Origin of the sequence: Pseudoduganella sp. RAF53_2, assembly GCF_052113985.1 — a bacterium.
Classification (GTDB): Bacteria; Pseudomonadota; Gammaproteobacteria; order Burkholderiales; family Burkholderiaceae_D; genus Rugamonas.
Map to the genome: position 1 here is coordinate 1 of NZ_JBFRDW010000089.1, position 12,833 is coordinate 12,833.

16 protein-coding genes are annotated in these 12,833 nt (G+C 61.9%); 4 read left to right on the forward strand and 12 right to left on the reverse strand.

Going from position 1 to position 12,833, the window contains the following annotated elements:
* The first annotated feature begins 46 nt into the window (after positions 1 to 46).
* The 3 genes from ribA to AB4Z11_RS07805 are packed head-to-tail and all read left to right on the forward strand — an operon-like array spanning position 47 to position 3,028.
* Positions 47 to 682 (forward strand): GTP cyclohydrolase II, encoded by a 636-nt coding sequence (gene ribA / locus AB4Z11_RS07795; protein WP_442024128.1) that lies wholly within the window; start codon positions 47 to 49, stop codon positions 680 to 682.
* Between the two features lie 4 nt (positions 683 to 686).
* Positions 687 to 2,054, forward strand: coding sequence for a S1 family peptidase (locus tag AB4Z11_RS07800; protein WP_442024098.1), 1,368 nt, complete (start codon positions 687 to 689; stop codon positions 2,052 to 2,054).
* On the forward strand, positions 2,051 to 3,028 hold the full coding sequence (locus tag AB4Z11_RS07805; RefSeq protein ID WP_442024100.1) for an FHA domain-containing protein: 978 nt from the start codon (positions 2,051 to 2,053) through the stop codon (positions 3,026 to 3,028). The genes AB4Z11_RS07800 and AB4Z11_RS07805 overlap by 4 nt, the downstream gene beginning before the upstream one ends.
* Positions 3,029 to 3,091: 63 nt before the next feature.
* Here the strand turns inward: AB4Z11_RS07805 and AB4Z11_RS07810 are convergent, their stop codons facing one another.
* The 4 genes from AB4Z11_RS07810 to AB4Z11_RS07825 are packed head-to-tail and all read right to left on the reverse strand — an operon-like array spanning position 3,092 to position 5,163.
* Positions 3,092 to 3,502 (reverse strand): VOC family protein, encoded by a 411-nt coding sequence (locus AB4Z11_RS07810; RefSeq protein ID WP_442024102.1) that lies wholly within the window; start codon positions 3,500 to 3,502, stop codon positions 3,092 to 3,094.
* A 12-nt stretch (positions 3,503 to 3,514) separates the two neighbouring features.
* Positions 3,515 to 4,408, reverse strand: a complete 894-nt coding sequence (locus tag AB4Z11_RS07815; RefSeq protein WP_442024104.1) for a hypothetical protein — start codon at positions 4,406 to 4,408, stop codon at positions 3,515 to 3,517.
* Between the two features lie 14 nt (positions 4,409 to 4,422).
* Positions 4,423 to 4,719 (reverse strand): hypothetical protein, encoded by a 297-nt coding sequence (locus tag AB4Z11_RS07820; RefSeq protein ID WP_442024106.1) that lies wholly within the window; start codon positions 4,717 to 4,719, stop codon positions 4,423 to 4,425.
* A 12-nt stretch (positions 4,720 to 4,731) separates the two neighbouring features.
* Complete coding sequence (locus AB4Z11_RS07825) at positions 4,732 to 5,163, reverse strand: MarR family winged helix-turn-helix transcriptional regulator (protein ID WP_442024108.1); 432 nt, start codon at positions 5,161 to 5,163, stop codon at positions 4,732 to 4,734.
* Positions 5,164 to 5,205: 42 nt separating this feature from the next.
* Between AB4Z11_RS07825 and AB4Z11_RS07830 the strand changes: the two genes are divergently transcribed.
* Positions 5,206 to 5,724 carry a PaaI family thioesterase gene (locus tag AB4Z11_RS07830; RefSeq protein WP_442024110.1) on the forward strand — a complete coding sequence of 173 codons (519 nt, stop codon included), beginning with the start codon at positions 5,206 to 5,208 and terminating at the stop codon, positions 5,722 to 5,724.
* Positions 5,725 to 5,779: 55 nt separating this feature from the next.
* Here the strand turns inward: AB4Z11_RS07830 and ispF are convergent, their stop codons facing one another.
* The 8 genes from ispF to AB4Z11_RS07870 form a co-directional block, all read right to left on the reverse strand.
* Entirely contained in the window at positions 5,780 to 6,271 is a 492-nt protein-coding gene (gene ispF, locus AB4Z11_RS07835) for a 2-C-methyl-D-erythritol 2,4-cyclodiphosphate synthase (protein WP_442024112.1), read from the reverse strand.
* A complete protein-coding gene (gene ispD, locus AB4Z11_RS07840) occupies positions 6,268 to 6,957 on the reverse strand; it encodes a 2-C-methyl-D-erythritol 4-phosphate cytidylyltransferase (RefSeq protein ID WP_442024114.1) in 690 nt (229 codons plus the stop codon). Before ispD ends, ispF begins: the two co-directional genes overlap by 4 nt.
* 2 nt (positions 6,958 to 6,959) lie before the next feature.
* Positions 6,960 to 7,676 carry a hypothetical protein gene (locus AB4Z11_RS07845; protein ID WP_442024116.1) on the reverse strand — a complete coding sequence of 239 codons (717 nt, stop codon included), beginning with the start codon at positions 7,674 to 7,676 and terminating at the stop codon, positions 6,960 to 6,962.
* A gap of 4 nt (positions 7,677 to 7,680) precedes the next feature.
* Positions 7,681 to 8,238, reverse strand: coding sequence for an NUDIX domain-containing protein (locus AB4Z11_RS07850; RefSeq protein ID WP_442024118.1), 558 nt, complete (start codon positions 8,236 to 8,238; stop codon positions 7,681 to 7,683).
* A 74-nt stretch (positions 8,239 to 8,312) separates the two neighbouring features.
* Positions 8,313 to 8,609 (reverse strand): DUF2818 family protein, encoded by a 297-nt coding sequence (locus AB4Z11_RS07855; protein ID WP_442024120.1) that lies wholly within the window; start codon positions 8,607 to 8,609, stop codon positions 8,313 to 8,315.
* Complete coding sequence (gene nuoN, locus AB4Z11_RS07860) at positions 8,609 to 10,093, reverse strand: NADH-quinone oxidoreductase subunit NuoN (protein ID WP_442024122.1); 1,485 nt, start codon at positions 10,091 to 10,093, stop codon at positions 8,609 to 8,611. The genes AB4Z11_RS07855 and nuoN overlap by 1 nt, the downstream gene beginning before the upstream one ends.
* Positions 10,094 to 10,115: 22 nt before the next feature.
* A complete protein-coding gene (locus AB4Z11_RS07865) occupies positions 10,116 to 11,627 on the reverse strand; it encodes an NADH-quinone oxidoreductase subunit M (protein ID WP_442024124.1) in 1,512 nt (503 codons plus the stop codon).
* 23 nt (positions 11,628 to 11,650) lie between these two features.
* A partial coding sequence (locus AB4Z11_RS07870) for a proton-conducting transporter transmembrane domain-containing protein (RefSeq protein ID WP_442024126.1) occupies positions 11,651 to 12,833 on the reverse strand: 1,183 nt, incomplete at its 5' end.

Genomic DNA, 12,833 nt, shown 5'->3' on the forward strand with positions numbered 1-12,833 from the left:
CTATGTGACCTCTTGCGCGCTGCCTACGCCGTGGGCCCAGTTCACGCTGCATGCGTTCGTGGAGCATGCCTATGTGACCTCTTGCGCGCTGCCTACGCCGTGGGCCCAGTTCACGCTGCATGCGTTCGTGGAGCATGCAACGGGCAAAGAGCATCTGGCCATGGTGCTGGGCGATATCGGCAACGGCGAGCCGGTGCTGGCGCGCGTCCATTCCGAATGCCTGACCGGCGACGTGCTGTTCTCGCAGCGCTGCGATTGCGGCGCGCAGCTGGAAGGTGCGCTGAAGCGCATCGCCGATGAAGGCCGCGGAGTGCTGCTGTATCTGCGCCAGGAAGGCCGCGGCATCGGCCTGCTGAACAAGATGCGCGCATATCGCCTGCAGGAAGCAGGCCTCGATACCGTACAGGCCAACGAACAACTGGGCTTCAAGCCGGACCAGCGCAATTACGCACTGGTCGAACCGATGCTGAAACAGTTCGGTGTAAAAAGTCTTCGCCTGATGACGAATAATCCGCGTAAGATCGCAGCCATGGGCAACCTGGGTGTCGAAGTGGTCGAGCGTGTACCGCTGCTGGTGAACCGCAATGCCTTCAACCAGCGCTACCTCGACACCAAGGCACTGAAGCTTGGCCATATGATGAATCCAACTACTCCGCCCGCGGCGGAAGACGGCGAACTCTGAGTGCATGAAATTCACTAAGCTGGCACTATCTCTGACTTTGACCTGGGGCTGTGCCAGCGCACTGGCCGCCCCGCCAACCCTCCCCGGCCTGYCGCRGCAGCCACCACGCCAGCAACAACCGCAAACCGGCGGTGACGATGCAGCGCCGCTGCCGCCACCTTCCAGCGCAGCGCAAAAACTCTACTCCGCCGCCAAGGCCGATCTGCTGCAGGTACGTTCGCTGCTGAAAAGCGGCCGCACGCAGTCCTCGGTTGGTTCCGGCTTCCTGGTGGGCACCTCGAATCTGGTGCTGACCAACTACCACGTGGTTTCGCAATTCGCCCTCGATCCGGACACTTACACCGGCGAGTGGGTCGATACAGCGGGCCAGCGCGGCAATATCGAACTGCTGGCAGTGGATGTGCTGCACGACCTGGCGGTGGTGCGCGTGAACCGCTACGGCACGGGCGTCTTCAATGTGCCGGAGAAGCAGGTTCGCCTGACGCAGGGCCAGTATCTGTACTCCCTCGGCAATCCGCTCGACCTGGGTTTCGCGATTTCGGAAGGCTCGTACAACGGCGTGATCACGCGCAGCTTCTACGATCAGCTGCTGTTCACCGGCCCGATCAACGCCGGCATGAGCGGCGGGCCAAGCGTGACGGCCGATGGCGAAGTGGCAGGCGTGAACGTGTCCAAGCGGCTGGACGGTGAGCTGGTGAGTTTCCTGGTGCCGATCCGCTTCGCGCAGGAGCTGCTGCAGAAGGTCAAGCCGGACGCCAAGCCACCCAAGGACTTTACCGCCATTGTGGCCCAGCAACTGCTGGCGCACCAGAAGGCGATGATCGATCAATTGCTGGCGACGCCGCTGACCCTGAAGGCTATGGGGCCTTACGAGGTGCCGGTGCGCGAGTCCGAACAGATGCGCTGCTGGGGGCGCTCCAACGTCAAGGGCGACAAGCCATTCTCGGTGGACGTCACCAACTGCTCGATGGAGACAGCCATCTTCGTTTCCGGCTCGCTGCAAACGGGCCAGGTGGCGATCCAGCACCAGTACATGCGCAGCACCGGCCTCGATGCCCTGCGTTTCTCGCAGTTGTCGTCGGCCTCGTTCAAGAACGAGAGCTTCGGCGGCTACAAGGACAGCCGCCTGACCGGCCCGACCTGTACCGAACAATTCATCAAGAACGACACCTTGCCCATGCGCGCCGTGCTGTGCGTGAAGGCTTACCGCAAGTTTGAAGGCCTGTACGATTTCTCCCTGCTGATCGGCAGCACGGACGATGGCCTCATGAACCTGCAAAGCCGGATGGACGCCCGCGGCGTGTCCTATGAAAACGGCATGCGTGCCTCGCGCGCCTTCCTGCAGTCGCTGGCGCGCGGAGGCAAGAAATGAAGCCGCCCTATTTCATCGAGACCCTTGCCCGCAATGGCGACGTGCTGCACCGGCACCGGGTGAACGATCTGCCGATCACGCTGGGACGCAGCTACGGCAATGATTTCATCCTCGATGACGCGCACACTGCGGCCCAGCACGCGGTGGTGGAACTGGCGGAGGATGGCGGCATGCGCATCCGCGATCTGGGCACGCAGAATGGCATTGTGGTTCACGGCAAGCGTCATCAGACTTTGCCGATCGATGGCACGACCGTGGTACGCCTTGGCCATACGCGCCTGCGCATTCGCGGCGCCGACTTCCCGGTCGAAGCGGAAGTCGCGGACACCACCATGCATGCGTGGGAAGGCGGCATTCCTGCACTGGCGGGCCTGGCGTTGATTGGGATGTTCACCGGCGTGGAGGAAGYGCTGTCCGATGCGGGCAACTTCCAGGCCATCMGCTATTTGCTGATTATCGCCAGCGGACTGGGCGCCGGCCTGGTGTGGAGCGGTATCTGGGCGCTGGCCAACCGCCTGTTCGGCGGCCATGCGCGGCTGGGACGCCACCTCTTCATTCTCGGCTCCGGCCTGATCGCCCTCGGTGCGTGGAAGGCTGTCAGCAGCGTGCTCGCRTACGCGTGGTCGGCGGAGGTGTTCACGCGCTACGGCAATCACGTGGCGATATTGATCCTGTGCGTGATGATCTACTACCACGTGGGCACCATCCGACCGCATCGCAGAGGCGCTTTCCCGCGCACGGTGGGCGTGATGATGGCACTGGGGTCGGGCGTGGTCCTGATGAGCAATCTGCAAAGCACGGGCCGTTTGTCGGACGAGCTGTATATGTCGGTGATGCTGCCGCCGTCGCTGCGCCAGAGCCCTGATCACAGTGTGGATGAATTCATGGGCAATGCGGCCAAGCTGAAGGCCGAAGCCGACGCCGACCGCAAACGTTCCGTCAAAGACGACGACGATAACAACGACGACGAATAAAACCCACGGCGCAAACCTGGTGGCAGGCACATCGTGCCTGCCACCTGCTTCACGCCCTGGGTTTTAGCTTGCGTAAGGTGGCCCTTTCAGTTCCACCGTATTGCCCTCAGGGTCGTTGATGTAAATCGACGGCCCCTCCCCTTCCGCGCCGTAACGCGACTCAACCGGACCGTGCTGCACATCGTGCTGCGCCAGATGCGCCTTGATGGCGGCTTCATCGAATGGCTCCACGCGGAAACAGAAGTGGTCCATATTGCGGCCTTCCTTGCCCGGCGCAGCGCCGCCCATCTTGCCCAGTTTTTTATCGACCGGCACCAGGTCCACCAGCGAACTGCCGGCGCGCAGCTGAATCAGGCCGATCTCGTCCTGACGGCGCTCAATGGTGCAACCGAGGACTTCGGTATAAAAGCGGATCATCTTGTCCGCATCCACAACACGCAAAACAATATGGTCGATTTCGCGAATCTTGATCATGCAGTCTCCTTGTCAGATTTTTGGCACCGGATTCGTTCCGGAACCATATTCGTATTTGGTGCCACGCCACTGATAGCGCAAGCGCTGGCCGATGCGGCGCGGCGCACCGTTCGCCTCTGCGCCCACCGGCGCGCTGGTGGCTCCACTGAAGTCGACAATGAAGGCACCTGGCGTTGCCTCGGATTCTTCAATGCTCCAGCGCCCATCAATCTTGAAGCATTCGCCCGGCGTCACTTGATCGTTTGCCGCAGCAGGGTCACCGGCGCGCAAGCCGGGCAGCTCCGGCCGCAGGCGCTTCACACAGTCGGGACGTGCATAGACGTTATCCGCCGCCACCGGCAGGTCCGCAATGGCGGCCGGCTTCACGCCATCCTTGCCCACTTCATACACCGACACCCAGCGCCCGCAATTGCCTTGCCAGCAGCTGCCATATTCGGCCACGATGCCTTGCGTCGTCGCTGATAGCCGCACCGGCTCCAGATGCGCCTCGCCCTCAAAACCGCGCAGGTCGAAAGGTTCCTGCCGCTTCAGCAGCTTCCAGCCGGTAGCGCTGGTGGTGAACGTGTACGCAGCCAGTCCGGCTGGCGTTGAATGATTCAGCATACCCCCGCCGTCATCGCTCGCCGGCAGCAAGGTCGCCAGCAGTACGAAGCGTCCCGGCGCGGCACGCAGCACAAGTACCGGCTCGACCAGCACCTTGCGCTGCTTGGCCTTTGGCGGCGTGCCATAGCTCCAGTTCTGGATGAGCTTTGTCTGCGCGATCGTCTGCAAGTGGCCTTCCGTATCGTCGCTCCATTTCGGGAACGCGAGCGAAATCAGATCGCCCATGGAAGGCATATCTTCATCCGGCGTTTGCGCGGCGGCGGGCAGCGCGATGGCGAGGGTGATGGCAAGCACACGAAGCATGGACAAGCTCCTGGTCAGATGCGGATGCGGCGGCGGTCAGCCAGGAAGGTGCCGGCCTGCTGCTGCGACAGCACCTTGAAGGGATCGCCGTGGTAGACGTAGAGATACTGCTCGCCGCCCATGCGGTCGGTGAGCTTGGCGGAGACGAGGAATTGCGTACCGACCGGATAGTCCTCGCGCAGCGCGCGCGGGCACTGCACGCGCAGTTCGGAGCTGTAGGCCTGATCGTTGAGGGGACGCACGCGCACCTGGCCGTCGTGGTCGATAAAGGATTCAACCGCTACGTCGCGGTAGGCATAGATGTCGCGCATGGCGACATGGTATCACTGCTCTTCTGTCAACAGTGGGGAGATACGGGCCATGGCGAGGGCGATGTCCTCGTGCAGTGCGCGCGTGGGGCCGTCGCCCAACGCTTGCTGCACTGCCGACTGGGCCTTGCGCCAGGCAGCCTTTGCTTCGCGCACCTTGTCTTTGCCTTCAGGAGTAATCGAGATGAGGCGCTGCCGCGCGTCCCTGCCTGCCGATTGCACCAGCAGGCCGGCGTCCTGCAGCGGACGCAGATTGCGCGTCAGCGTAGTCCGTTCCAGGCCAAGCAAATCCGCCAGTTGGGTGATCGGCCGAGCTTCGTGCTGCACGGCGCGCAGCAGTGCAAATTGCGTGGCCTTGATGCCGGTCGCGGCAAGGTGCTGGTCGTACAGGCGCGACACGGTGCGCGTCAGCCGCCGCAGAGCAAAGCAGGTGCAAGGGGTATCCATGCCTGTAGTATAGTGTAGTTACACGTAATTATGGAGCACGCGATGGAAAACACACTGCAAACCTGGATGGACGATGAAGCGGCCAGGCGCCTGAAAGTGGCGCCGGCAGGCGTCGCCGAGCGCGAACAATTGCGCGGCCATAGCGGATTGGAATTCCTGCAAAAGATTGGCGACGGCGAACTGCCTCCGCCACCGATTGCGGAGTTGATGGGCTTTGTGCCGATCGAAGTGGAACATGGCCGCATCGTCTTCCAGGGCACGCCCGGCAAGCAGCACTACAACCCGAGCGGCGCGGTACACGGCGGCTACGCGGCCACCCTGCTCGATTCCGCCGTCGGCTGCGCAGTGCACAGCACCCTGCCCGCCGGCAGCGGCTTCACTACGCTGGAACTGAAGATTAACTATGTGCGCGCGATGACGGACAGGACCGGCCCCGTGCGCGCGGAGGGAAAAGTCATCCAGGCCGGTAAACAGGTCGCTATCGCCGAAGGCCGCATCACCGACGCCACCGGCAAACTCTATGCCCACGCCACTACCACTTGCCTGATCTTCTCTATTTAAAACCCACGGCGGAAACCTGGTGGCAGGCACGGCGTGCCTGCCACCTGCTGTGGCGTCAGGTTCTGAGCACCAGCAAAGCGACGGCCTCGGCGTTGATGCCTTCTTCGCGGCCGAGGTAGCCCAGTTTTTCGTTGGTTTTGGCTTTCACGTTCACGTGGCCGACCGGAACGCCGAGATCGGCGGCGATGTTGGCGGCCATCGATGCGATGTGCGGCGCCATCTTGGGGCGCTGGGCGATGATGGTGCAGTCGATATTGCCGATGTCGTAGCCGGTGGCGCGCACGCGCTTGGCCGCTTCGCGCAGCAGCACGCGGGAATCGGCGCCGCGGAACTCTTCGGCGGTGTCGGGGAAGTGTCTGCCGATGTCGCCCAGGGCCGCGGCGCCGAGAATGGCGTCGGTGATGGCGTGCAGCAGCGCGTCCGCATCGGAGTGGCCCAGCAGGCCGCGCTCGTGCGGAATCTCGACGCCGCCCAGAATCAGCTTACGGCCTTCAACCAGGCGGTGGCTGTCGTAACCCTGGCCGATGCGGAATGGCAGTGCAGTCATTGTGCTTCCTTCAAATACATTTCAGCGATGCGGATATCCGAAGGCAGCGTGACCTTCAGGTTGCGTGGATGGCCTTCGACCAGCTGCGGCGAGAAGCCGAGCATTTCAACGGCGCTGGCGTCGTCGGTGATGGCGGTTGGATCAGGCGCCGAGCCCAGTGCGCGCAGCAGCAAGGCGTAGCTGAACATCTGCGGCGTCTGCGCCAGCCACAGGCCGTCGCGCGGTGTGGTCTGCGTTGCGCCGCCGCGCGTGGTCTTCACCGTGTCGACCACAGGCAACGCGAGCAGGCCGCCGGCCGGATTGCCGTCCACCTCTTCGATCAGTTTGCGGATCAGCGCCGGCGTCAGGCCGGGACGCGCCGCGTCATGCACCAGCACCATGTCGTCGTCATGCAGCTTGCCCGCCAGCGCCCGCAAGCCGTTCAGGATCGAGTCCATGCGGGTCGCGCCGCCGCAGCGCAATACGGTTACGCTGCCCGGCAGCTGAAGGCTGTCGATGTAGCCGTCGTCGGCACTGACCACCACATAGGTGTGCGCTACCAGCTCGCTGGCGGCAAACGCTTCGAGCGTGTGCTGCAGCATTGGCTTGCCGAGCAGCGGCAGATACTGTTTCGGCGACGCGGCCGCCATGCGCGCGCCGACGCCGGCTGCGGGGATCAGGGCAATATAGCGATGGGTTTTCGTCATGCTCAGTTGATGCGGCCGCCGGGGCGGCGCGTTTTTTTCAAAATGTTCTGTATCTCGCCGTTGCAGGCCTTGCTCAGGCGCGCATACTCGGCGGGCGAATCGATCTGTGCCTGCAGCAGCTCCACCTTGCCCATTTCGGCTTTGATGAAAGGCATCCAGCCGCTGTCGATTTCATGCGTCAGCGCCGAGCGCGCGGTGCCGGCCGGCGCATACAGCGGCTTGGCTTCGAAGCGCTTGGCCAGCGCGTCGCGCACAATCTTCTCCACCTTGGGCAGCTGGTCCATATAAGTCTGCATATGCCGCATCTCGTGCGCCAGGATCACCTCATAGCCGCAAGTCCCCGCCGGGAATTCATTGCCGATATAGATGCGCACCGGCGCATAGGTCAGCTCCACCTTGATCTGCGGCGCCACGCATTCGTAGCCGCTGGCCGGGTCCTGCAGCATCGGGCCGTCGACGCCAATCTGCACGCGCGATTCGGTCTTGGTCAATCCCAGTACGAAGCCATTGGGAGGCAGCATGCCACCCTTCATGCGCGTCAGCGCCTTGTACGACAGCTGGGTGTTGACCGAATAGCCGTTCTGGCGCGCGGACAGCACGGAAACGGTCTTGCTGATGGTGTCTTCGCAGCGGACCTGGAACGCCGTGCGCTCGGCGGCCTGCACCACGCTGCCGCATGCGAGCAGCATCGCCAGCAGCAGGCAGCGCCAGGCGCCCATGATCTCAGTCCAGCTTCCAGCGTCCGGTGCGCAGCTTGTCCAGCCAGAAGGCGCCGATGATGGTTTTCACGTCGGTGATCTTGCCGGTGCGGACCCACTCCAGCATATCGTCCACGCTGGCGGTGATGGTTTCGATGAACTCGCCGTCATCCAGCTTGGCTTCGCCTGCGGTCAGGCCGCGCGCCAGGTAGATGTCCAGGTGTTCGTCGGAATACGCGATGGCGTTGTGGATGGTGCCGACGAATTGCCAGTCGTTGGCGGTGTAGCCGGTTTCTTCTTCCAGCTCGCGGATGGCGCAGGCCAGCGGGTCTTCGCCCGGATCGAGTTTGCCGGCCGGGAGTTCGATGAACACGCGGTCCAGCGGATAGCGGTATTGGCGCTCCAGCAGAACGTGGCCGTTGTCGAGAACGGGCAGCACGACGATGGCGCCGGGGTGTTTGATGTATTCGCGCGCGGCGGCTTTACCGTCCGGCAGTTTGACCGTGTCGCGATGGACTTTCAGGAAGCCGCCGTCATAGGCCAGCTTACCGTCGATCTTTGTTTCTTTGAGATGCTTGTCCAAGCTGCCTCCAATATTAAAACCACAGGCCCAAAACAAGTGGCTGCCACGATGTGGCAGCCACCAGATTTTACGGTTTAGTGGCGTTTACGCAGGTAGCGTACCACGAAGCCAGGGAAAGCCAGGACGAGGAAAACGAAGGCACCAATCCAGTAGAACTCCCACGTTTGCGGGAAGCCGGTGCCGATGCGGGATTCGAGAGCCATGCCGAYGGCGCCGACAATCACGTAGTACACCGCCAGTTCACCCAGGCGCACCACAAACAGCTTGCGGGACACCGGGATGAAGGCGAATACCTTGTCGTTCACGAAAGGCAGGTTGGCGGCCACCACTGCGAGCAGGATGACCAGCCAGCTTGAAGCATTTACATCCATTACGATGCCAGGGTCTTGGCCATGGCGGACATGCAGGCGTTCAGCAGCGGACCTGGGATCACACCCAGCACCACCACTGCCAGGCCGTTCAGGCCCAGCACCAGTGCCTTGTCGCCGTGGACGACGATTGGCGAAGTGTCCGAAGGCTCGTCAAACCACATGGTCTTCACCACGCGGATGTAGTAGAACGCACCCACCAGCGAGAACATCACGGCGAACACGGTCAGCCACACCTGGCCGGTGGCCAGCACGGATTGCAGCACGGCGAACTTGGCGGCAAAGCCCATCATCGGCGGCACACCGGCCAGCGAGAACATCAGCACGGTCATCAGCAGAGCGTAAGCCGGGCTGCGCTTGGACAGGCCCTTGAAGTCTTCCAGCTCTTCCGCTTCGAAGCCCTGGCGTGCCAGCACCATGATCAGACCGAAGGTGCCGACCGTGGTCATCACGTAGGTGATCGAGTAGTACATGGCGGCGCTGTAAGCAGCGGCTGCGTTGTTGGCGGACTGGCCGACCACGCCGGCCATCAGGCCGAGCAGCACGAAGCCCATCTGAGCGATGGTGGAGTAAGCCAGCATGCGCTTCAGATTGGTCTGTGCGATCGCGGTCAGGTTACCGATGGCCAGCGACAGCACGGCCAGGATCATCAGCATCTGCTGCCAGTCGATAGCCATTGGCAGCATGCCTTCCACCAGCAGGCGCACGCAGATGGCGAAGGTCGCCAGCTTCGGCGCGCCACCCAGCAGCAGGGTCACGCCGGTCGGCGAACCCTGGTATACGTCAGGTACCCACATATGGAATGGAACGGCGCCCAGTTTGAAGGCCAGGCCAGCCACCAGGAACACGATGCCGAATACCAGGATGGTCGGGTTCACGGTGCCGGAGCCCAGTTTCTTGGCCACTTCGGTGATTTCCAGCGTGCCGGTAGCGCCGTACAGCATGGACATACCGTACAGCAGGAAGCCGGAAGCCAGCGCGCCCAGGATGAAGTATTTCATCGCAGCTTCGGTAGCGCGGGCGTTATCGCGGCGCAGGGCCACTAGCGCGTATAGCGACAGCGACATCAGTTCCAGGCCCAGGTACACGGACAGGAAGCTGTTGGCCGAGATCATGACCATCTGGCCCAGCATGGAGAACAGTGCCAGCACGTAGAACTCGCCGCCCAGGGTGCCGCCCAGCATGCCGCGGTCGTGCGAATACTGGCGCGAATACACCAGGGTCACACCCACTGCCAGGTAGGAGAACAGCTTGAGCAGGTTGCCCATCGGGTCGTTGATGAACATATTGTGGAAGGCGTAGACCGTGGTGCCTGCGCTGAAGTCAGCGAAGGAGAACGCGGCGCAGCCTACCAACGTCAGCAGCGAGAGAACGTAAGTGATGCCCCGCTTGCTCTCGTCCAGGAACATATCGATCAGCAGGATCGCCGACGTAGCGATCAGCAGAAAGACTTCTGCGTAGAGCGGGATCAGGTTAGTGTTATTCATGAAAACTTGGTCCTATTTGCAATCAGTGGGCTGCGATGACAGCCAGCTTGCTCTGCGCGGCGTGCGCCAGCAGATCGGCCACGGATACTTGCATCACATCGGTGAACGGCGCCGGGTACAGGCCCATGTACAGCGTGGCGATGGCCAGGATGCCCAGCATCAGGAATTCACGCTTGTTCAGGTCGTCCATTTCAGCCACGTGCGGGTTGGTGATGGCGCCGAAGATCACGCGCTTAGCCATCCACAGCGAGTACGCCGCGCCCAGGATCAGGGCGGTAGCGGCCAGGATGCCGGTCACAAAGTTGAACTGCACCGCGCCCAGGATGACCATGAACTCGCCCACGAAGCCGGAGGTGGCTGGCAGGCCGCAGTTGGCCATCGAGAACAGGATGAACAGGGCTGCGAACTTAGGCATCTTGTTCACGACGCCACCGTAGTCGGCGATCTGGCGCGAGTGCATGCGGTCGTACATCACACCGATACACAGGAACATTGCGCCGGACACGAAGCCGTGCGACACCATCTGCATGATACCGCCCTGCATCGACATGTCGTTGAACATGAAGAAGCCCAGGGTCACGAAGCCCATGTGGGCGATGGACGAATACGCCACCAGTTTCTTCATGTCCTTCTGCACCATGGCCACCAGGCCGACGTAGATCACGGCGATCAGGGACAGCACGATCACCATCGGCGCCAGGTAGTGCGATGCATCCGGCACGATCGGCAGCGAGAAACGCAGGAAGCCGTAAGCACCCAGCTTCAGCATGATGGCAGCCAGCACGGCGGAACCGCCGGTCGGCGCTTCCACGTGGACGTCCGGCAGCCAGGTGTGGACCGGGAACATCGGCACCTTCACGGCGAAGGCCATGAAGAAGGCGAAGAAGATAGCGACCTGCTCCGCCATGTTCAGCGGCAGTTTGTGCCATGCCAGGATGTCCCAGCTACCGGACTTGTTGTACAGGTAAATCAGGGCAACCAGCGTCAGCAGCGAGCCGAAGAAGGTGTAGAGGAAGAACTTGAAGGCTGCGTAGATGCGGTTCGAACCACCCCACACACCGATGATGATGTACATCGGGATCAGGGTCGCTTCAAAGAAGAAGTAGAACAGCAGGCCGTCCATGGCGGCGAACACGCCGATCATCAGGCCGGACAGGATCAGGAAAGCACCCATGTACTGGGCCACGCGCTCGGTAATCACTTCCCAGGCCGAGATCACGACGATCACGGTGATGAAGGCCGTCAGCGGAATGAACCACATCGACAGGCCGTCAATGCCCAGGGTATAGAAGATGTTGAAGCGCTCGATCCAGGCCGATTTCTCGACGAACTGCAGGCCATGGGCCGCTTTATCAAACTGCGTGAACAGCGGGATGGTCGGCAGCAGCGAGATCACGGAGCCGATCAGTGCCAGCACGCGCACCAGGCCGGCGCGCGAATCGCGGCCGATCGCCAGGATGATCATGCCGAACAGTACCGGCAGCCAGATCGACAGGCTGAGGTAAGGAGGTAGATTATTAATCGTTGACTGCATTTGTTATCTCTTTGCGTCAGCTGTTAAGCATGCCAAAACGGCAGGAAGTACACCAGGAAGCCCAGGATACCGATAATCATCACGAAGGCGTAGTGATAGATGTAGCCGGTCTGCAGCACGCGGGTCAGCGCGGAGAACCAGCCCACCACTTTGGCGGAACCATTCACTACCAGGCCGTCGATCAGGGTACGGTCGCCCACGTTCCACAGGCCCTCGCCCAGCAGGCGTGCGCCGCGGGCAAAGAAGGCTTCGTTGAACTTGTCCATGTAGTACTTGTTGTCCAGCAGCGTGTACAGCGGCTTGAGCGTCTTGTAGAACGCTTCCGGTACTTTCGGATTGATCATGTAGCAGTAGTAAGCCGAAGCCACGCCTGCAATCGCCAGCCACAGTGGCAGCGAAGTCAGGGAATGGATCGCCATCTGCAGCGGACCGTGGAACTCTTCCGCCAGTTCGTGCATCGCATGGTGGTTTTCACCGATGAAGATCACGCCCTTGAAGAAGTCGCCGTACAGCATCGGGCCGATGGTCAGGTAGCCGATGATCACGGACGGGATAGCCAGCAGAATCAGCGGCAGGGTCACGACCCATGGCGACTCGTGCGGCTTCTCGCCCGGCGCCAGGCCGTGGTGATGGCCAGGATCTTCGTCGGATTCATCAGCGTGGTGCGAATCATGTGCATGGTGGTGTTCCTTGCCGAAGCGCTCCTTGCCATGGAACACCAGGAAGTACATACGGAAGGAGTAGAACGCGGTCACGAACACGCCTGCCAGCACGGCAAACTTGGCGAAACCGGCGGCCGGCAGTTCGCTCAGCATCACGGCTTCGATGATCGAATCCTTGGAATAGAAACCAGCGAAGAACGGCGTACCGATCAGCGCCAGGGAACCCAACAGAGAAGTGATCCAGGTGATCTTCATGTACTTGGACAGGCCGCCCATATTGCGGATGTCCTGGTYGTGGTGCATGCCGATGATCACGGAGCCAGCGCCCAGGAACAGCAGCGCCTTGAAGAAGGCGTGGGTCATCAGGTGGAACACGGCCGCCGAGTAAGCGGATGCGCCCAGCGCCACGGTCATGTAGCCCAGCTGCGACAGGGTCGAGTAAGCCACCACGCGCTTGATGTCGTTCTGGATGATGCCCAGGAAGCCCATGAACAGCGCGGTAATGGCGCCGATCACCATGATGAAGTTCAGCGCGGTGTCCGAC